Origin of the sequence: Phreatobacter stygius (assembly GCF_005144885.1) — a bacterium.
Taxonomy (GTDB): Bacteria; Pseudomonadota; Alphaproteobacteria; order Rhizobiales; family Phreatobacteraceae; genus Phreatobacter; species Phreatobacter stygius.
The window spans coordinates 1935001-1955471 of record NZ_CP039690.1 but is presented as its reverse complement, the minus strand read 5'-3'; the positions used below and the strand labels follow the sequence as shown (position 1 = coordinate 1955471).

Annotated in this window: 18 protein-coding genes (1 of these 18 running past the window's edge); 9 read left to right on the top strand and 9 right to left on the bottom strand. The window is 67.0% G+C overall.

The features are described from left to right. Positions 1-170 precede the first annotated feature (170 nt). From E8M01_RS08965 to rsmI, 6 genes are all read right to left on the bottom strand, one after another. Positions 171-1706 carry a YifB family Mg chelatase-like AAA ATPase gene (locus tag E8M01_RS08965; protein WP_136959803.1) on the bottom strand — a complete coding sequence of 512 codons (1536 nt, stop codon included), beginning with the start codon at positions 1704-1706 and terminating at the stop codon, positions 171-173. Between the two features lie 88 nt (positions 1707-1794). Further along, on the bottom strand, positions 1795-2097 hold the full coding sequence (locus tag E8M01_RS08960) for an AzlD family protein (protein ID WP_136959802.1): 303 nt from the start codon (positions 2095-2097) through the stop codon (positions 1795-1797). Next, complete coding sequence (locus E8M01_RS08955) at positions 2098-2838, bottom strand: AzlC family ABC transporter permease (RefSeq protein ID WP_136959801.1); 741 nt, start codon at positions 2836-2838, stop codon at positions 2098-2100. A 302-nt stretch (positions 2839-3140) separates the two neighbouring features. After that, the gene (gene gshB, locus E8M01_RS08950) at positions 3141-4082 is read right to left on the bottom strand and encodes a glutathione synthase (protein ID WP_136959800.1); all 942 of its coding nucleotides are present in this window, start codon (positions 4080-4082) and stop codon (positions 3141-3143) included. A 12-nt stretch (positions 4083-4094) separates the two neighbouring features. Then, a complete protein-coding gene (locus tag E8M01_RS08945; RefSeq protein ID WP_136959799.1) occupies positions 4095-4490 on the bottom strand; it encodes a YraN family protein in 396 nt (131 codons plus the stop codon). Next, a complete protein-coding gene (gene rsmI / locus E8M01_RS08940; protein WP_136959798.1) occupies positions 4487-5452 on the bottom strand; it encodes a 16S rRNA (cytidine(1402)-2'-O)-methyltransferase in 966 nt (321 codons plus the stop codon). The genes E8M01_RS08945 and rsmI overlap by 4 nt, the downstream gene beginning before the upstream one ends. Before the next feature lie 453 nt (positions 5453-5905). Between rsmI and E8M01_RS08935 the strand changes: the two genes are divergently transcribed. The 7 genes from E8M01_RS08935 to olsB all read left to right on the top strand — a co-directional run bounded on the left by E8M01_RS08935 (position 5906) and on the right by olsB (position 12503). After that, positions 5906-7051, top strand: a complete 1146-nt coding sequence (locus E8M01_RS08935) for a penicillin-binding protein activator (protein ID WP_246088654.1) — start codon at positions 5906-5908, stop codon at positions 7049-7051. A 182-nt stretch (positions 7052-7233) separates the two neighbouring features. Further along, complete coding sequence (locus E8M01_RS08930; protein WP_136959797.1) at positions 7234-8166, top strand: DMT family transporter; 933 nt, start codon at positions 7234-7236, stop codon at positions 8164-8166. A 124-nt stretch (positions 8167-8290) separates the two neighbouring features. Beyond that, positions 8291-8917 (top strand): response regulator transcription factor, encoded by a 627-nt coding sequence (locus E8M01_RS08925; RefSeq protein ID WP_136959796.1) that lies wholly within the window; start codon positions 8291-8293, stop codon positions 8915-8917. Between the two features lie 165 nt (positions 8918-9082). Beyond that, positions 9083-9307: a hypothetical protein gene (locus E8M01_RS08920; protein ID WP_136959795.1), complete on the top strand. Its 225-nt coding sequence runs from the start codon at positions 9083-9085 to the stop codon at positions 9305-9307. 153 nt (positions 9308-9460) lie between these two features. After that, positions 9461-10960 carry a phosphomannomutase/phosphoglucomutase gene (locus tag E8M01_RS08915; RefSeq protein WP_136959794.1) on the top strand — a complete coding sequence of 500 codons (1500 nt, stop codon included), beginning with the start codon at positions 9461-9463 and terminating at the stop codon, positions 10958-10960. A gap of 103 nt (positions 10961-11063) precedes the next feature. Then, positions 11064-11324 (top strand): hypothetical protein, encoded by a 261-nt coding sequence (locus E8M01_RS08910; protein ID WP_136959793.1) that lies wholly within the window; start codon positions 11064-11066, stop codon positions 11322-11324. A 312-nt stretch (positions 11325-11636) separates the two neighbouring features. Continuing rightward, positions 11637-12503 (top strand): l-ornithine N(alpha)-acyltransferase, encoded by an 867-nt coding sequence (gene olsB, locus E8M01_RS08905; protein WP_246088787.1) that lies wholly within the window; start codon positions 11637-11639, stop codon positions 12501-12503. 21 nt (positions 12504-12524) lie between these two features. Here olsB and E8M01_RS08900 read toward each other — a convergent pair whose 3' ends face one another. Both E8M01_RS08900 and E8M01_RS08895 read right to left on the bottom strand, forming a co-directional pair. Next, entirely contained in the window at positions 12525-13703 is a 1179-nt protein-coding gene (locus tag E8M01_RS08900; protein WP_136959791.1) for a BaiN/RdsA family NAD(P)/FAD-dependent oxidoreductase, read from the bottom strand. 56 nt (positions 13704-13759) lie between these two features. Continuing rightward, entirely contained in the window at positions 13760-14521 is a 762-nt protein-coding gene (locus E8M01_RS08895; protein WP_136959790.1) for an MOSC domain-containing protein, read from the bottom strand. A gap of 251 nt (positions 14522-14772) precedes the next feature. Here E8M01_RS08895 and clpB point away from each other — a divergent pair, with 251 nt between their 5' ends. Both clpB and trmFO read left to right on the top strand, forming a co-directional pair. Further along, complete coding sequence (clpB, locus tag E8M01_RS08890; RefSeq protein WP_136959789.1) at positions 14773-17376, top strand: ATP-dependent chaperone ClpB; 2604 nt, start codon at positions 14773-14775, stop codon at positions 17374-17376. A gap of 165 nt (positions 17377-17541) precedes the next feature. After that, positions 17542-18957: a methylenetetrahydrofolate--tRNA-(uracil(54)-C(5))-methyltransferase (FADH(2)-oxidizing) TrmFO gene (gene trmFO, locus E8M01_RS08885; RefSeq protein ID WP_136959788.1), complete on the top strand. Its 1416-nt coding sequence runs from the start codon at positions 17542-17544 to the stop codon at positions 18955-18957. A gap of 28 nt (positions 18958-18985) precedes the next feature. Here trmFO and E8M01_RS08880 read toward each other — a convergent pair whose 3' ends face one another. Continuing rightward, positions 18986-20471, bottom strand: partial view of a M23 family metallopeptidase gene (locus tag E8M01_RS08880; RefSeq protein WP_246088653.1) — the 3' portion only. 458 nt of this gene lie beyond the right edge of the window; only the last 1486 of its 1944 coding nucleotides appear in the window; its start codon lies off the right edge, out of view; its stop codon occupies positions 18986-18988.

The window sequence follows — 20471 nt, the reverse complement described above, 5'->3', positions numbered from 1 at the left end:
GATGTTCACAAGCTGCGGTAGCAAGCCAGGATTTGATCGCTACAGCCAGATTTGGCGGCTTGTTCCACGACGTTCAGCCGGCCAATAGTTCCGGTCCGGCCTCCGGCTACATCGACAGGCGCCACGCGCAGCCGGGATCTGGGGCGGCTATGAAGCCAGGGCAGGTTGCTTCAGGCCGCGCTGCGCAACTTTGAGGGCGAGCCCCGATAGGTCAGCGCCTCGGCGAGGTGAATGCGGCCGAGCCTGGCCTCGCCGTCGAGATCGGCGAGCGTCCGGGCGACCTTGAGGACGCGGTGATAACCACGCGCGGTCAACCGCATCGCGTCGGCGGCGTCGCGCAACAGCGCCTGGCCGGCGGCATCGAGGGCTGCCACCTCGTCCAGCACCGAAGGCGGGCAATGGGCGTTGAGGCGGATCGCCAGGCCAAGGGCTGCATAACGTTCGGCCTGGATCAGGCGCGCGCCCGCGACGCGGGCGCCGATCTCGCGGCTGCCTTCGCCCGGCGCCGGCAGGATCAGATCGGCAGCCGAGACCGCCGGCACCTCGATGACCAGGTCCATCCGGTCGATCAGCGGGCCGGAGATCTTGGCCTGGTAGTCGGCCATGCAGCGATCATTGGCCGCGCGCTTGCAGCTATGGCCCGGGTCGGTCGCCAGACCGCAGCGGCAGGGGTTCATGGCGGCGACCAGCTGGAACCGGGCCGGGAAGCAGACACGCTGGTTGGCCCGGGCGATCATCGCCTCGCCGGTCTCGATCGGCTGGCGCAGCCCATCCAGCACGTGTGGCTGGAACTCCGGCAGTTCGTCGAGGAACAGCACGCCGTGATGGGCGAGCGACACCTCGCCGGGTTTGATCCTTTGGCCGCCGCCGATCAGCGCCGGCATGGTGGCGGAGTGATGTGGGGCCCGGAATGGCCGCCGCGTGGTCAAGGCTCCGCCTTCGAGTTCCCCCGCCACCGAATGGATCATCGAGACTTCCAGCAGTTCGGCTGGCGCCAGGGGCGGCAGGATCGATGGCATGCGGCTCGCCAGCATGGACTTGCCGGATCCCGGCGGACCGCTCATCAACAGGGCGTGGCCACCGGCGGCGGCGATCTCGACCGCGCGCTTGGCGCTCTCCTGGCCCTTGATGTCGCGGAAATCGGCGAGCGGCGCATCGACGGCGCGAATGCCGGGCTTGGGCCGCGACAGGACCTGCGTGCCTTTGAAATGATTGGCCAGTTGAACCAGGTTGTCGGGGGCGAGCACCTCGACGGCCTCGCCGGCCCAGGCAGCTTCCGGGCCGCAGGCCGCCGGGCAGATGATGCCGAGACCTTGCGCATTGGCGGCCATGGCCGCCGGCAGGACGCCGGCAACCGGCGTCAGCCGGCCGTCCAGCGCCAGTTCGCCAAGGACGACGAAACCGTCCAGCGCATCATGCGGAATGGCGCCGATGGCGGCCATCAGGCCAAGGGCGATCGGCAGGTCGAAATGGCTGCCTTCCTTGGGCAGGTCGGCCGGCGCGAGATTGACGGTGATGCGCCGGCCGGGCAGTGCCAGGCCGGAGGCAACCAGCGCCGAGCGCACCCGCTCCTTGGCTTCGTTCACGGCCTTGTCCGGCAGGCCGACAATATTGAAGACGACGTTGCCGGCCAGCACATGAACCTGCACGTCCACGGGCTTGGCCTCGATCCCCTGGAAGGCAACGGTCGCGACGCGTTGGACCATGGTTCAACCCCCGCGTGCCAGTCTGCACAGGCGCGGGCTGAGAACAATAAGGGAACATCCCGATGGCCTTGCCGGCCGCCTGCTTGCCTCAGGCCACAACCCGCCATGCCGCAACCGTCGCGACGCCGGCCAGTGCAGCGATAAGGTCATTGCCGGTCAGCCGCATGGCGACAGCCACGACGCCGAGCGCGATCAGTTCCGGGATTTGTCCGCGCATCGCGGTGGGCACGACGATGCCGACCATCACGGCGACCGGCGTCGCCTTCAGCGCGGCCTCGAGCCGCGGCGTGATCGGGATGAAGCGCATCAGCCAGAAGCCGGAGGCCCGGCAGGCGAAGGAGGCCAGCGCCATCGCCAGCAGAAGCGGCAGGAAGGTTGGTTCGACCGACATTCAGGCGCCGTCCGGTGGCGCGAAGCGGATGGCGGCGGTGATGGCGCCGGCGATCCCGGCGGCGACGATCGCCCAGCCGGTCGAGGCGACAAGATTGACCACGATCGCGGTTGCAGCGGCCGCCGCGAGCGCGGCCAGATCGCCTTTGCCCTTGAACATGCCGACGCCCATGGCGGCGGCAAAAGCCACCAGCAGAAAATCAAGGCCGAGCCGGGATGGATCCGGCACGATCAGGCCGGCGGTCTGCCCGAGGATCGTCCCGGCCAGCCAGGCGACAAACATCGCAAGGCCCGATCCGAGGACATAGGCCGCATCCCTTCCGCCCGCGGCATGTTCCTTCATCGACAAGAGCCAGTTGCCGTCGCCAAGGAAGAACAGGGTTGCATAGGCCGGGAAGGCCGGAAGCTTGCCAAGCCAGGGCCTGAGCGCGGCGCCGTAGAGGATATAGCGCGCGTTCATCACCAGGATCGTCGCGGCGATGGCCGAGACGGCAACCGCGCCACCGGCGCCGCGACCACCAAGCGCGCTTGCGGCGGCAAGCTGGGCCGAACCCGAATAGACGACGGCGCTCATCAGGCCCGCCTCGATCAGCGACAGCCCAACCTGTTGGGCGACCAGTCCGAAAGCGACGCCATAAACGAAGACGCCGGCGCAAAGCGCCTGCGCCGCGCGGGCGCCGTGCAGAAATCCGGCGCCGGTGAAGGTCACCTGCCGGCTGGGCTCGCTCGCTTCAACCGCCATTGCCCGCAAAACCTAACCTGTATGATGGTTAGACTAGCGGGCAATGCTCGTCTGTCAATCGCAGGCCTGGTTGGAGCGGCGTGGCAACGGTGATCGATGTCATTGTTCAGGGAGTTCGATCGCCGTCGCCTCGGGAGCGCGTTCGGCGGCCGGCGGCATGCGCCGATGGCGCCGGAACTGGGCCGGCGTCATCAGCGGCTCGGCCTGCGCGCCATTGCTGCGCCGAGGCCGGCATGCCGACCGCGTCGACACGCCTCGGCGCCCGGCTTCCCTCGGCGTCAGGCCTGCCGCGCCGCGGGGCGTCAGCCGCGCCTGGCTTCGATCGCATCCCAGACGGCGACCGCAAGATCCGGTCCGCCCAGCCGCTTGATGGCGCGGATGCCGGTCGGCGCGGTGACGTTGATCTCGGTCAGGTTGCCGCCGATCACGTCGATGCCGGCGATGACCAGACCGCGCGCCTTCAGTTCGGGCCCGATGGTCTCGCAGATCTCGCGCTCGCGTTCACTGAGCTGGGTGGTCTCGGCGGCGCCGCCGCGCACCATGTTGGACCTGAGATCATCGGCCGCGGGGACACGGTTGACCGCGCCGGCGAAGACACCGTCGACCAGGATGATGCGCTTGTCGCCGTCACGCACCGCCGGCAGATAGCGCTGGATCACCCAGGGCTCGCGGCTGAGGCTGGCGAAAGTGTCGAGGAACGAGCCGAAATTCTCGTCGCCGGCGCGGATCCGGAAGACGCCGGCCCCGCCATGGCCATAGAGCGGCTTCATCACGATGTCGCCCATCTCCTGGCGGAAAGCGCGCACCTCATCGGGGTCGCGGGTGATCAAGGTCGTCGGCATCAACTGGGGGAACAGCGTGACGAAGATCTTTTCCGGCGCATTCCTGACGTGGAAGGGATCATTGACGACCAGGGTCTTCGGGTGGACGCGCTCGAGCAAATGCGTGGCGGTAATGTAATGCAGGTCGAAGGGCGGATCCTGGCGCATCAGGATCACGTCGAACGCGTCGAGCCGGGTGCGCACGGGCGCGCCGGCGGTGAAGTGATCGCCCTCGACGTCACGTACGGTCAGCGGCGCGACCCAGGCGGTCGGCAGGCCGTCGCGCAGAGCCAGCCGGTCGGGATGGTAATAGCCCACCTCGTGACCGCGGGCCTGCGCCTCCAGGATCAGCGCGAAGCCGGAATCACCTTTGATCTTGATGGTCTCGATGGCGTCCATCTGGACAGCGACCTTGAGCCGCATGGGGCATTCCTTTCAGAAATTCGCGTCGAAGGCGCCTGGAATATGGCGTGGCATCGCGCCCTTCGATACCAGGATCATGTCGTAGCGCCTATCGCAGCCGGCATGGCGGGGATGCGCGGCGCAGAACCGCTCGGCGGCCTCGGTGATCCGCCGGCGCTGGGCGTTGCCGAGCGCGATCTCGGCCTCGGCCAGATTGGTTCGCGCCTTGACCTCGACAAAGACCAGGCAATTGCCACGCCGGACCACCATGTCGATCTCGGCGCCTGGTGTCCGCCAGCGGCGCGCCAGGATGCGATAGCCCTTGAAGATCAGGAGGACGGCTGCGGCGGTCTCGGCGAGCCGGCCCCGCCCCCAGGCACCGGAGCGCTTCGGGTCGGCCTCGCGCCGGCGGACCGGACGGCCGCTCATGGGATGGTCCGTGCCGCGGGCTCTCCATCGCGTGCCGCGGGCGGTTCGCCACCTGTCCCGGTCTTGGCGAGATCCAGGGCGCGCTGGTAGAGCTCGCGGCGGGCGAGGCCGGTGGCCTCCGCGACCGCGGTCGCGGCATCCTTGACCGAGCCGGTGGCGAGCGCCGCGCGCAGCATGGCGTCGATGTCGTCGGCGGCCGGCGGCGGGGTCTCGCCCGGCGGGGCGATGACCAGGACGATCTCGCCCTTCGGGTCGGCCGAGGCGGCGTAATGCGCGGCAAGCAGACTGAGCGGCCCGCGGCGGACCTCTTCGTGAGCCTTGGTGAGTTCACGGCAGACCGCCGCCTGGCGGTCGCCGAGTTCGGCCAGGAGATCGGCGAGCGAGGTGGCCAGGCGCGGCCCGGTCTCGAAAAAGACCAGCGAGCCGGGGACGCCGGCCAGGTCCTTGGCCCGACCGCGCCGGCCGACCGTCTTGACCGGCAGGAAGCCGTCGAAAAAGAACGCGTCGGTCGGCAGTCCAGCGGCCACCAGGGCGGCCAGCACGGCGGAAGGTCCGGGCACCGGAACGACCGGCAGGTCGGCGGCGCGCACCGCCTCGACCAGCTTGAAGCCCGGGTCGGAGACCAGCGGCGTTCCGGCATCGGAGCAAAGCGCGACCGCCTGGCCGGCCGCGAGCCGGGCCAGCAGTTTCGGGCGCATCTCCGCGGCATTGTGCTCGTGATAGGGCACCAGCGGCACGGTCATGCCGAAATGGTCGACCAGGCGGCGGGTGATGCGGGTGTCCTCACAGGCCAGCACGTCGGCCGCGGCCATGGTTTCGATCGCCCGGATGGTGATGTCGCGCAGGTTGCCGATCGGCGTCGCGACCACATGCAGGCCAGGTTCCAGCGGCCGGGCAGTGAAAGCGGTGCCGCCGATGAGGTAGCGGCGTGCGGGCGAAGGTGAATCGGCAAGGCGCGTCATGAATGATGGATCTCCAAATGGCACTGTAAGCTGCCGGCCGGCGGCCGTCATGTGACGCGACGCAGGGCCGCTCGGCGCCGGCACGTCCGAGAACGCCAAAAATTGAAGCGCTGTGTCTATCGTGACGGGACCCCGTCGCGGACCGGGCGAGGATGACCGTCGAAGCGGCAGTAAAACCAAGGTGGACGGGCGGTCCGCGGGCTCCCCGCCAGGTCAGCGGCGGCATTGATGATCCGGCTCGCCGCGGTTCGATTGTTGCTCAAGGGCAACGCCATTTACCATGCATGGGTTTGACCTTGGCGATGCGACACGGTTAATGCGAGATAGTGGATGGGGCGTTCGGGCATGTGGAGGCCTTTCGTGGTGACGAGAATGGCTAATCGGCGGGACTTTGGCCCGGCGCGCAATGGGGCGCCCGGATTCTTGCGTCTCGATCTTCCGCGTCGCGGATTCTTGTCGGCCGCCATGGTGCTCGGGCTTGCCGGTTGTTCCGGTCTGAATGTCGGGGGCTCGGCGCCCGGCGGCCCGGCAGCGACGCCGCCGAACGCGCAAGCCGCGCCAGGCGCGGGCACGACGATCGGCACCGGCTCGGTGAAGATCGCGCTCCTGCTGCCGCTGTCGGCCAGCGGACCGGCCAGCGGCACGGCGACCAGCCTGCGCAACGCCGCCGAAATGGCCATGGCGGAATTCCAGGGGCCGGACCTGACCATCCTGGTCAAGGATGACGGCGGCACCACCGAGGGCGCGCAAGCGGCAACCCAGGCGGCCCTTCAGGAGGGCGCCGAACTCATTCTCGGGCCGCTGCTGGCGGAATCGGTGCGCGGCGCCGCGGCCGTCGCCCGGCCCGCCGGCAAGCCGATCATGGCCTATTCCACCGATGTCAGCGTCGCCACCCGCGGCGTCTATCTGATGAGCATTACGCCCCAGGCGACGGTCGAGCGGATCGTTCAATATGCGGCCCAGCAGGGCAAGCGTTCTTATGCCGCCTTCGTGCCGAACTCGGCTTTCGGACAGGTCGTGCAGGGCGCGTTCCAGGAGGCGGTGAGCCGCTCGGGCGGACGCGTCGTCGCGATCGAGACCTTCCCGCTCGAACCGGCCGGCGTCACGGCAGCGGCGGCCAAGCTCGCCGGCATCGCCAATCAGATCGATGCCATCTTCGTCCCGGATCCCTATGACGGTGCGGCGATCCGCGCGCTCTCGGCGGCCGGCATCGACACCCGGCGTGTCCAGGTGCTGGGCGTCAGCACCTGGGTCGGCAATCGCGGCGCCGCGCAGGCGGCCCCGACCGCCGTCTATGCCGCGCCCGATGGCGCCGGCTTCCAGAGCTTTGCCGGCCGCTATCGCGCCCGCTTCGGTCAGGATCCGACGCGCATCGCCTCGCTCACCTATGACTCGGTGTCGCTCGTCGCCGCGCTCGTCCGCACCCAGGGCACCCAGCGTTTCTCGGAGAGCGTGCTGACCAACGACTCGGGCTTCAACGGTGTCGACGGCCTGTTCCGCTTCCGCGCCGACGGCACGCCGCAACGCGGCCTGGCGGTGATCCAGGCAGGCGGACGCGTGGTCAGCCCGGCGCCGCGTTCGTTCGGCGGCGGCTCCTGACCGGCAGCATTCCACCGTCACCCAGAGATCAGGAAGCCGGCCATAGCGCCGGCTTCTTGCTTTTTGCGGGGCGGGGTCGGCCGCATGCGATTTCAGACCGCCGTTGCGACAAACCGTGCACGTCTCCCATGCGGAGGCGCGCGGTTCGGCCCAAAGCCAAATCGGATATGGCTTGGTCTATCATGAAAGAGGGACCAGTCGCTCTGGATGGGGTCGCCCCGCTGCCGGCCGTCGCCGCGCCCGCGGCGGCACGCCTGCGGCTCAAGGGCATCGGCCTGATGGTGACGGCGCTCGCCTGTTTCGCCTGTCTCGACACCATCGCCAAGTGGCTCAACACCGCGATGGACCCGATCCAGGTGGTCTGGGCGCGTTATTGCGCGGCCTTGGTCGTGGTCCTCATCATGTTCAATCCCTGGCGCAACCCGCGCGTCCTGGTGACGCGGCGACCATGGATCCAGGCGATACGTTCGGCCCTGCTGTTCGGCTCGACGGCGTTCAATTTCATTGCCCTGCAATATCTTCAACTCGACCAGACCGTGTCGATCATGTTCGCGACGCCGTTCCTGGTGGCGATCCTGGCCGGCCCGTTTCTCGGCGAGTGGATCGGTCCAAGGCGCTGGGCCGCCGTGGTCGTCGGTTTCATCGGCGTCATCGTGGTGACGCATCCCTGGAGCGGCAGCATGCATTGGGCGATGCTGCTGTCGTTGTCCGGCGCGTTTTTCTACGCGGTCTACAGCCTGCAGACCCGCGTGCTGGCGAATTATGATTCACCGGCGACGACGTCGATCTATTCGGTTGCGTTCGGGGCCGTCGTGGCGAGCGCGCTGGTGCCAATGGTCTGGATCACGCCGTCGAGCGGCTGGGTGGTTCTCGGCATGGTCGCGACGGGCGCCTTCGGCGCGATCGGCCACTGGCTGCTGATCATGGCCCATGGCTTCGCGCCGGCCGGCGTGCTGTCGCCGTTCATCTACACCCAGATCATCTGGATGGTGACTTTCGGAGCGCTGTTCTTCGGCCAGGTGCCGGCGCCGCATACGCTGGCGGGCGCCGGCATCGTCATCGCTTCCGGCCTCTATCTGCTGTATCGCGAGCGGGTGGTGAAGGGCGCCGGCTGAGCGGCTTGACCCAGGGGCAATTTGTCGCATACGGTTATGTACTGACGAGGGTTTTGCGAAGCTTCGGGCAGCATGACCGCGGCTCGTGAGGTCGGTGCCATTTGGAATTTCAGGGGGCTTGGTCATGTCGACGGACGCGGGCCATGCGGGCGACCTTTTCATCGTCGACGACGATGCCGCCATTCGCGACGCTCTTGCCATCCTGTTCGAGCAATCCGGTTTTCGGGTCACGACTTTTGCCGACGGGCCGGCAACGCTGATTGCCCTGCAGCATCGCGCACCGGATGCCATTCTTCTGGACGTCCATCTGCCGGGGCCGAGCGGCCTCGACGTGCTGAGACAGCTCAACGCGCGCAAATTCACCGGCCCGGTCGTGATGATATCAGGCCATGCCGATATTCCGATGGCGGTGGAAGCGATCAAGGCCGGTGCCGTCGATCTGGTCGAAAAGCCCTTCGATGCCGACAAGGTCATCGTTCAGGTCATTCAGGCGCTGGCGGTCAATGCCAGGCGGCGTGCCGAACGGGCCGATCCGGTGGCGGCGCTCGGGCCGGATGGCGCGAGCCTGCTGACCCCGCGCGAGCGCGACGTGTTGCAGGAACTGGTGCGCGGCGCCTCCAACAAGGAGGCCGGCCGCAGTCTCGGGATCAGCCCGCGGACGATCGAGGTTCACCGCGCCCGGATCATGGAAAAGCTCGGCGCCAAGAACGCCGCCGATCTGGTGCGGGTGATCTACGACGAACGACGCTGACGCGCGACGGCCGGCGATCTCCGTGACCTATGCCGAAAGTTCCGCTTGATCGGTCGTGTTCGGCAGCCGTATCGTTCAAGTCAGGCGGACGACCCTGGCGATGTCTCGGGGGGAGGGCGTTCGTGGGGTTTTGCATGCGCATTCCCGCGAACCGCGAGGCCAATCATGTCCGATGAACCCGTTATCTATGCGCGCATGCAGGGTCGAATTCTGGAGATCGCGACCGATCGGCTGACGCTTCGGTCGTCATCCGGATCGCTGGTGGCGATCGAGGACCATGTCCGTGCCCTGTTCACCGAGGCGCTCGAAATCCGCCTCATGACGGTGGAAGAGGCTCCCTGGATCCTGTCGCATCACGTCATCGCGCCGCCGTTGCAGCGCGCCGCCTGACCGGCGCTATCGGGGCCTTCCCGTTTTCGACATTGTTGCGGTGCACCGTCGCTCACCCGCTGTTCATCATGGCCATGGCATGGCCATGCGAGCATGGCTGGCGCTATAAGCTCGCAAGCCCATTGTCCCCTGTCGCGCGAAGGTTCATTCCGCATGTTTCCAAAACCGCTGCCGTCGCTGACCCCGAATACCGCCGCCTATGAATCCCTGCCGATGGTGAAGCCCACGGGCTTTCGCGAATATGACGCACGCTGGTTCCTCGGCAAGGAATTGAACCTGATGGGCGTGCAGGCCGTCGGCATGGGCCTCGGTACGCTGATCGGCCGCATGGGCGTGAAGCGCGAGATCGTCGTCGGGCATGATTTCCGCAGCTATTCCGCCTCGATCAAGATGGCGCTGGTGACCGGCCTGATGGCGGCCGGCTGCAAGGTGCGCGATATTGGCCTGGCCATGTCGCCAATGGCCTATTTCGCCCAGTTCGAACTGGATGTGCCCTGTGTCGCCATGGTCACCGCCAGCCACAATGACAATGGCTGGACCGGCGTCAAAATGGGCGCCCAGCGGCCGGTCACCTTCGGTCCGGACGAGATGACGGCCTTGAAGAAGATCGTGCTGGAGGCCGATTTCGACCTGATCGGCGGCGGCTCGCTGCTGTTCATCGAGGACTTCGCCGGACGCTATATCCGCGACCTGACCGAGCGCCCGAAATTCAGCCGCAAGCTGAAGGTGGTGGCGGCCTGCGGCAACGGCACGGCCGGTGCCTTCGCGCCGCAGATCCTGGAAAAGCTCGGCTGCGAGGTGATCCCGCTCGATGCCGAACTCGACTACACCTTCCCGCGCTACAACCCCAATCCCGAAGACATGAAGATGCTTCATGCCATGGCGGTGGCGGTGAAGGAGCACGGCGCCGATGTCGGGCTCGGCTTCGACGGCGACGGCGACCGCTGCGGCGTGGTCGACAATCACGGCGAGGAAATCTTCGCCGACAAGATCGGCGTCATGCTGGCGCGCGATCTGACCAAGGTGCACGGTCCCTCGCAATTCGTCGTCGACGTGAAGTCGACCGGCCTGTTCGCCACCGATCCGGAGCTGAAGCGGCTCGGCGCCACCACCGACTATTGGAAGACCGGCCATTCCTACATCAAGCGGCGGGTGCGCGATCTCAATGCGCTGGCCGGCTTCGAGAAGTCGGGCCACTTCTTCTTCAACGCGCCGGTCGGCCGCGGTTATGACGACGGCGTGGTCACCGCGATCGCCGTGCTCGACATGCTCGACCGCAACCCCACCAAGTCGATGGCCGAGCTCTATGCCGAGGTGCCGAAGACCTGGGGCACGCCGACCATGGCGCCGAAATGCGCCGACGAGATCAAATATGAGGTGGTCGAGCGGATCACCAAGCGCTTCCAGGACATGCGCGACCATGCCCAGCGCGTCGCCGACCATGCCATTGTCGACATCGTCACGGTGAATGGCGTGCGCGTCACCGCGTCCGACGGCACCTGGGGGCTGGTGCGCGCCTCGTCGAACAAGCCCGAACTGGTCGTCGTGGTGGAAAGCCCGGTGTCGGAGAAGCGGATGCGCGACATGTTCAAGGCGGTCGACGCGGTGGTCCGCGAGAATCCGGAAGTCGGCGAGTATAATCAGACCATCTGATCGGTCACAAAGACCGGCGGGAGCTGAATTTCCCGCCGGTTATTTACGTTACGTTAACTATGTCGTGTGAGGCTCCGGCAGAGAACAGGCCGGGGGGCATGGCATGACCGAAACGACGTCCGTCACCGACGACATCAAGCGCTCGACCCATACCGTCGAAATCGAGACCTTGCGGTCGATCACCAGCGGCATCGCGTCGTTCGGCGCCGCGGTTCGCGGCAGTCCGTTGAGCAATGCGCAGAAGTCGCGGGTGCTGGCGAGCTTGGCCGAGGCGTCGAGCAACATGCTGGTCGCCACAAGCGCCTATATGGCCGAACTCGGCGCCTCCCGGGGCCGCGCCGCGACACTGTCGACGGCCGAATAATCGGGACAGGCGTCCAGCGCGTCCGGCCTGGGATCCGCGCGCTGTCCGCGCCGCGATGTCGCGCCTGCCTTGCTTGAAAATGCCCGCGCCTTCCGTCTATGTCATTGATCCGTCGCAGCTTCGTCATTCACCTGTCTGCTTGATGCGAGACGAGGTGCGATACGCGCATGAGGCGAATCGACGCGGTCGAGTCGGTCGTCATGCCGTCGGGAGACAGCGGCCATGACCGAGCCGGTTGCCAAGCGTAACGCCTCACCGATGCGAGCCTGGGACCCGGCCGTCTGGGCCGATCAAGGCCGCAAGATCATCCCGATGGTGCGCGCCTATGGCGGCATCCGCCTGCGCGACGCCCGGGCGGAATTGCCGGAAACGCTTGGGCGCATCGGTTCGCTCGAAGTACGGCTCGCGGCCAATGCCGCGGAAGTGCGCCGGGCGCAGAAACTGCGCTTCAAGGTCTTCTACGAGGAGATGCGGGCGATCGCCGACGGTCCGTCCAAGCTGGCGCGCCGCGACATCGACGCCTTCGACGCCATCTGCGACCATCTGGTGGTGATCGATCATGACGTGGTCAAGCGGCCGCGCTTCGGGCCGCCGCGCCCGGCCATCGTCGGAACCTACCGGCTGCTGCGCCAGGACGTCGCCAATCGCCACGGCGGCTTCTACACCGCCTCCGAATTCGACATTGCAGGCTTGCTGGAGCGCCACAAGGGCTTGCGCTTCCTCGAGCTCGGCCGCTCCTGCGTCAAGCCGGCCTATCGCAACAAGCGCACGGTGGAACTGCTCTGGCACGGCATCTGGACCTATGTGCTGCGCCATCGCATCGATGCGATGTTCGGCTGCGCCAGCCTCGACGGCACCGATCCGAAGGCCCTGTCGCTGGAACTGTCATTCCTGCACCATCACGCCGCCGCGCCCGAGGAATGGGCGGCGCGCGCCTTGCCGTCGCGTTATGTCGGCATGGGGCGCCTGTCCAAGGATGCACTCGACGTGAAGCGCGCGCTGCATGCCCTGCCGCCGCTGATCAAGGGTTATCTCCGGCTCGGCGCGCATGTCGGCGACGGCGCCGTGGTCGACCATCAGTTCGGCACCACCGATGTGCTGATCGTGCTGCCGGTATCGGCGATCAGCCCCCGCTATATTGGTCATTTCGGCCCGACCGGCGAGCGTCACGCCGCATGATGCGGGGCTGCCGGTCAGGGGTCATACCACCTGCCCGGCGCTCCAGCCCGACGACCAGGCCCACTGGAAGTTATAACCGCCGAGCCAGCCGGTGACGTCGACGACCTCGCCGATGAAATAGAGCCCCGGAACCGCCTTGGCCTCCATGGTTCGCGAATCGAGATCGCGGGTATCGACGCCGCCGAGCGTCACCTCCGCGGTCCGATAACCTTCCGAGCCGTTGGGGCGGACGCGCCAGGCGTTCACCGCGGCATCGACCCGGGCCAGCACCTTGTCGGAGAGGTCGGCGAGATTGCCCTGGATCGCCTGTTCCTCGACCAGCAGCTGGGCGAGGCGCTTCGGCAGATGGGCCGCCAGCACGGTCTGCAGCGCCTGCCGGCCGTTGCTGGCGCGCGCGGCGCGCAAGGTGTCGAGCAGGTTGAGCCCAGGCAACATGGCGACGGTGATCTCGTCGCCTTCGCGCCAGAACGACGAGATCTGCAGGATCGCCGGGCCGCTCAAACCCCGATGGGTGAACAGCATCGCCTCCTCGAAGCGCGTCTTGCCATGGCTGACGATCGCGTCGACCGCGACGCCGGCAAGCGGTTTCAGGCGTTCCAGCACGTCGGGCTGAAAGGTCAGCGGCACCAGCGCCGGGCGGGTCTCGACCAGGTTCAGGCCGAACCGGGCGGCCAGTTCATAACCGAAGCCGGTGGCGCCCATCTTGGGGATGGATTTGCCGCCGCTCGCCACCACCAGCGCGGCGCAGCGCACGGCGCCGTGGCTCAGCCTCAGATCAAAGCCGCCGGCGCTCCTGGCGACATCGGTGACCACGGTGTTCAGGCTGAGATCGACATGGTGCCGGTCCATCTCGGTGGTCAGGAGATCGATGATCTCGCGCGCCGAACCGTCGCAGAACAGCTGGCCGAGCGTCTTCTCGTGATAGGCGATGCCTGACCGGTCGATCCAGGCGATGAAATCACGTTGGGTGTAGCGGCTGAGCGCCGAAATGCAGAACCGCGGGTTCTGCGAGATGAACTGGCGCGGGCTGGTATGGATATTGGTGAAATTGCACCGGCCGCCGCCGGAGATGCGGATCTTCTCGCCGGGAGCGGCGGCATGATCGATGATCAGGACGGAGCGGCCGCGTTTTCCCGCCTCGATGGCGCACATCATGCCGGCGGCGCCAGCACCGACCACCACCACATCATACTGTTCCACTGACGGCCTCTTGCTCACTGTCCCGCCCGATCCGGCGACCGGCGGTCCAGCCGCACCTAGTGCGCCGCCACGGCATCGCCGATCGCGATCCGGCCGCCGGCGCTGACGCTGACATAGATGCCGCAATCGGCATGTCCATAGGTGCGCATCAGCACCGCCGGGATCATCACGTCGCGGATGGCGGTCTTCGGATTGACCGTGGTGGCAGCGCAACGTTCGGTGCGCTTGATGCCATGCAGCAAGGTTGCGCCGACGCTGACGGCCTTGTCGACCCAATCAAATTCGGCAAAGGCCGGCAGGCCGTCAATGTAGATATTGGCGCGGAAGCGGATCGGATCGAGCTCCATGCCGGTGACCTTTTCCAGTGCCCGGACGGTTGCCAGATTGATGATCGAGGCAAAACCGGAGCGCGAATCCATGAAGCGGAAGCCGATCGGCGCGGTCAGCACTTTCGGGTCGCCGGCGAGCTCCTTGGCCAGGAACGTCTTGAAGAACGTCTCGATCGCGGTGCGGCCCTCCGCCGTCGCGAGATCGGCCCGGACGGCTTCGGCGCCGTCGGCTGCGATCGCCAGTTCGCCGGTCGCCTCGTCGTAATGGGTCTTCAGCCTGGCCAGCGCCGCCTGTCGGGCGAGCACCAGGAACTTGGTCTTGGGCTGGTGTTCCGGCGCCGCCGGATCGAAGCCGGACGGGCCGTTCTCGATGGCGAACAGCCTGTCGCCGGGAAAATGGCCGGCGGTGGCGAGCTCGGCTTCGATCAGCGGTTCCGCCGAAAGCCCCTTCACGGGGTAGCGATAAAGGGCGGCGATGCGGGCGGTCATGGCATGTCCTGGGCGGATTGTCGGCGGCCTTGACGTGACGCAAGGCGCCGGCGCGGTCAAGCCGCCAGCCCGTCACTCATGATTGCGGAGCTGCCGCCGGGATCACGCGGCGGTGACCGAAGCCTCTTCCGCTCTGAAACCTGCCTCCCCATATCGGGCCTGCCGGTCGCTTCGGGGCCGGGACACTCATTCGGTCGGACGTTTCCTCCGGGCTCATCCGAGACGGCGGGATCGGTCAAAGGAGAGACCATATGAACTTTGAAAAATATACCGAGCGCGCCCGCGGTTTCGTGCAGTCGGCGCAGATGCTTGCAACCCGCGAAGGCCATCAGCAATTCGCGCCCGAGCACCTCCTGAAGGTTCTGCTCGATGATCCCGAGGGCCTGTCCGCCGGCTTGATCCGCCAGGGCGGCGGCCAGCCGCAGGTCGCGCTGCAGCGGACGGAAGAGGCGCTGAAGAAAATTCCCAAGGTGCAGGGCGCCGGCGCTGGCCAGCTCTATCTCGCCCCCGGCATCGCGCGCGTCTTCGACGTTGCAGAAAAGGCCGCCGACAAGGCCGGTGACAGCTTCGTCACGGTCGAGCGCCTGTTGCTGGCGCTGGCATTGGAAAAGGACACCGAGGCCGGCAAGGCGCTGGCAGCGGCAGGTGTCACCCCGCAGGCGCTCAACAAGGCGATCGAGACCCTGCGCAAGGGCCGCACCGCCGACTCGGCCTCGGCTGAGAACGCCTATGATGCCCTGAAGAAATATGCCCGCGACCTGACGGCGGCGGCCCGCGAGGGCAAGCTCGACCCGGTGATCGGCCGCGACGAGGAGATCCGCCGCACCATCCAGGTGCTGTCGCGCCGGACCAAGAACAATCCGGTGCTGATCGGCGAACCGGGTGTCGGCAAGACCGCCATCGTCGAAGGCCTGGCGCTGCGCGTCGTCGACGGCGACGTGCCGGAGAGCCTGAAGGACAAGGCGATCCTGTCGCTCGACATGGGCTCGCTGATCGCCGGCGCCAAATATCGCGGTGAATTCGAAGAGCGCCTGAAGGCCGTGCTGCAGGAGGTGACCTCGTCCGACGGCGGCATCGTGCTGTTCATCGACGAGATGCACACCCTGGTCGGTGCCGGCAAGGCGGATGGCGCGATGGACGCCTCCAACCTGCTGAAGCCGGCGCTGGCGCGCGGCGAGCTGCATTGCATCGGCGCGACCACGCTCGACGAATATCGCAAGCACGTCGAGAAGGACGCAGCCCTTGCCCGCCGGTTCCAGCCGGTGTTCATCCCCGAACCGTCGGTCGAAGACACGATCTCGATCCTGCGCGGCCTGAAGGAGAAATACGAACAGCATCACCAGGTCAGGATCACCGACTCGGCGATCGTCGCGGCGGCGACCCTGTCGAACCGCTACATTACCGACCGGTTCCTGCCGGACAAGGCGATCGACCTGGTCGACGAGGCCTCGGCCCGCCTGCGCATGCAGGTCGATTCCAAGCCCGAGGAGCTGGACGAGATCGACCGGCGCGTGATCCAGCTGAAGATCGAGCAGGAGGCCCTGAAGAAGGAGACCGATGCGGCGTCCAAGGACCGGCTGAAGCGGCTGGAGAAAGAACTCGCCAGCCTCGAGGAAGAAAGCGATGCGCTGACGTCGCGCTGGAAGGCGGAGAAGGACAAGCTGGGTGCCGCCGCCGATATCAAGAAGCGGCTGGACGAGGCGCGCAACGCGCTGGCCAATGCGCAGCGCAAGGGCGACTGGGCCAAGGCCGGCGAACTGTCCTACGGCGTCATTCCCGAGCTCGAGAAGAAGCTGACCGAGACCGAACAGGCGAGCGCCAATGCCAGCGCCATGGTCGAGGAGGCGGTCACCGCCGACCACGTCGCGCAGGTTGTCTCGCGCTGGACCGGCGTGCCGGTCGACCGGATGCTCGAGGGCGAGCGCGACAAGCTGTTGCGCATGGAGGATGAAATCGCCAGGCGGGTGGTCGGCCAGGGCGAGGCGGTGAAAGCGGTCTCGACCGCGGTGCGCCGCGCGCGGGCCGGCCTGCAGGACCCGAACCGGCCGATCGGCTCGTTCATGTTCCTAGGACCCACCGGCGTCGGCAAGACCGAGCTGACCAAGGCGCTCGCCGAATTCCTGTTCGACGACGAGACCGCCATGGTCCGCCTCGACATGTCGGAATATATGGAGAAGCATTCGGTGAGCCGGCTCATTGGTGCGCCTCCCGGCTATGTCGGTTATGACGAGGGCGGCGCCTTGACCGAAGCGGTCCGGCGCCGGCCCTATCAGGTCGTGCTGTTCGACGAGATCGAGAAGGCCCATCCGGATGTCTTCAACGTGCTGCTGCAGGTGCTCGACGACGGGCGGCTGACCGACGGGCAGGGGCGGACGGTCGATTTCCGCAACGTGCTCATCATCATGACCTCCAATCTCGGCTCCGAACTCTTGGTCATGCAGAACGAGGGCGAGGAGGTGGATCAGGTGCGCGAGGCCGTCATGGCCATCGTGCGCGGCCATTTCCGCCCCGAATTCCTCAACCGGGTCGACGAGATCATCCTGTTCGGCCGGCTGAAGCGCGAGCAGATGACGGCGATCGTCGACATCCAGCTGAAGCGCCTGCAGAAGCTCTTGGACGAGCGCAAGATCCTGCTCGACATGGACGGCAAGGCCAAGGTCTGGCTCGCCGATAAGGGCTACGACCCGGCCTATGGCGCGCGTCCGTTGAAGCGGGTGATCCAGAAATGGCTGCAGGATCCGCTGGCCGAAAAGATCCTCGGCGGCGAGATCAAGGACGGCGACAAGGTCACGGTGACGGCGGGGACCGACCGCTTGTTCTTCGAGACCAAGGCGCAGGCGCTGGCGGCGGAATGACCCGCCGCGCTTGAGCTCCATCCGCAGATCGACAGGGGCCTCCTTCGGGAGGCCTTTGTTTTTTTGCGCCGGAGGTTCCGGGGGGACCCGCATGAACGCCGCGGTGGCGCTGGGCTTGCCGGGTTGTCCTTGCCGGCCGGCTCCATGGCGCCTAAAACGCCGGGCATGACAAGTTTTTCCCCCATCCGCATCATTGGCGGCGGCCTCGCCGGGTCCGAAGCCGCCTGGCAGATCGCCTCCGCCGGCGTGCCGGTGGTCATTCATGAGATGCGCCCGGTGCGCGAGACCGATGCGCACAAGACCGAAGGCCTGGCCGAGCTGGTCTGCTCGAACTCGTTCCGCTCGGATGATGCCGAAAACAATGCGGTCGGCCTGTTGCATGCGGAGATGCGGCGCATGGGCTCGCTCATCATGCGCATGGGCGATGCCCATCAGGTGCCGGCGGGCGGGGCGCTGGCGGTCGACCGCGACGGTTTCAGCCAAGGGGTGACAGCGGCATTGGAGGCCCATCCCTTGGTGACGATCGCACGCGAGGAGGTGGCTGGCCTGCCGCCCGCCGACTGGGACAATGTGATCATCGCCACCGGTCCCTTGACCTCACCGGCGCTGGCCGAGGGCATCCGGGCGATCACCGGTGAGACCGCGCTCGCCTTCTTCGACGCCATCGCGCCGATCGTCCATTTCGAGACGGTCAACATGGACATCGCCTGGTTCCAGTCGCGCTACGACAAGCCCGGTCCCGGCGGCACCGGCGCCGACTATATCAACTGCCCTTTGACCAAGGACGAATACGAGGCTTTTGTCGACGCGCTGCTGGCCGGCGACAAGACCATGTTCAAGGAGTGGGAGGGCACGCCCTATTTCGACGGTTGCCTGCCGATCGAGGTGATGGCCGAGCGCGGCCGCGAGACCCTGCGCTGGGGGCCGATGAAGCCGGTCGGGCTGACCAACAGGCACAAGCCAACCGAGAAGGCCTATGCCGTGGTCCAGCTGCGCCAGGACAACAAGCTGGGCACGCTGTTCAACATGACCGGCTTCCAGACCAAGCTGAAATATGGCGAACAGGCCCGGGTGTTCCGGATGATCCCGGGGCTCGAAAACGCCGAGTTCGCCCGGCTTGGCGGCATTCACCGCAATACCTATCTGAACTCGCCGAAAATGCTCGACGAGACGCTCCGGCTGAAGGTGGAACCGCGGCTGCGCTTCGCCGGCCAGATCACCGGCTGCGAGGGCTATGTCGAGAGCGCGGCGATCGGTGGCCTGGTCGGGCGTTTCGCCGCGGCCGAAAGGCTTGGCCTCGAGGCGCGGCTGCCGCCGGTGACCACGGCGCATGGCGCCCTGATCAACCACATCACCGGCGGTCACATGACGACGATCGACGAAGGGCCACGCTCGTTTCAGCCGATGAACGTCAATTTCGGGCTGTTTCCGCCGCTCGAGCAAAGTCCGACCAAGGGGCCGGACGGCGTGAGGCTGCGCGGCACTGCGAAAACCCAGGCGCGCAAGCAGGCTTTGAGCGCGCGGGCGCTGGTCGATCTCGAGGCCTGGCTCGGCGAGACGAGGCTGGCTGCCGCCGAATAGAGGACGGGCGCCGGTTCGGTCGGGGGCTCTAGCGTCCGCTCTGCGCGGTGACGCGCGTCTCGGCACGGTCGCGGGTCATCAGGTTGTCGATGCGCTCGCGCTCGCGCATGAACTCGGCCAGGACCCGGCCTTCCAGTTCGCGGCCGCGCGGCACGCGCACGCGCATCGGGTCGACGAAGCGGCCATTGACCATGACCTCGTAGTGCAGGTGCGGGCCGGTGGCGAGGCCGGTATTGCCGAGATAGCCGATCACCTGGCCCTGACGCACGCGTGTGCCTTCGGCGATGCCGCGGGCAAAACCCGACATGTGCGAATAGGTCGAGGTGTAGCCGTTGGCGTGTTCGATCTCGATGCGCCGGCCATAACCGCTCGACCAGGCGGCCTTCGCGATGACGCCGTTGCCGGCCGCGATGATCGGCGTGCCGATGCGATCGGCCCAGTCGACGCCGGTATGCATCTTGTAATAGCCCATGATCGGGTGGCGGCGCATGCCGAACTCGGAGCGCATCTGGCCCGAGGTGATCGGTTTGCGGATGAGGAACTTGCGGGCCGATTTGCCCTGCTGGTCGTAGTAGTCGACGATGCCGTCGGCGGTCGAGTGGAAGCGGTAATAGCGCCTGGTCTCGCCGGCGGTCGTCAGCGATGTGTAGAGGATGTCGCCGCGGCCGGCATCGCCCTCTTCGTCGGACGCGTAAAACACCTCGAACAGGTCGCCTTGGCCGACACGCCGGTTGAAATCGACATCGTGGGAATAGAGCCGGATCATCTCGTCGATGATCGGTTTGGGGATGTCCTGGCGCAGCGCCGTCTCGTAGATGGCGTTGTAGAGGCGCATGCCCTGGCCGTCGTCCTCCTCCTCCGAATCCTGGGTGATGGTGGCGGCGTCGGCCGGGTCTTCCATGGCGACATAGCGGCCCTCGTCGGAGAGCGCCACGGCCGATTCCGGGCCGCGGTCGCCGACCAGGATGACCCGCACCGGCTGCAGCCGGGCGGTCGGGCCAGGCGCGAACAGCACGCGGACACGCTGGCCTTCGCGCAGCGTGATCTCGCGGCCGCCGCGGCCGAAAGCGGTGGCGATCAGGCGGGCGTCCTCGCGGGTCGCGCCGAGCTCCATGAGAATGCTGGAAATGGTGTCGCCGGCCTTGGCGATGGCGGCCCGGTCCGGCGGGGTCGCACTCGCGGCGGCCGGCTGGGCGACGGCCTTCGGCACGCGCGACACATTGGAGGCGGCCGGGTCGATCGCATTGGCATCGACGGGCGCCGGCGCATCGACGAAGGCTGCCGCCTGCGGCAGCGAAACGGGAATGGCCTGCTCGCGCCGGATCGCCACCTCACGGACCCGTGCCAGGATCTCGTCGGTGGTCAGCGTCATCATGCTGCGCTCGGCGAGCTGCAGGCTCGCCATGTCGCGATTGACGATGGTGACTTCGCCATCGGTATCGGGCTCGGCCTCCTGGGCGCGTTCCGGCTGATCGCCGGCAAGCAGGCGCAGCGGATTGAACTCGGGAATGTCG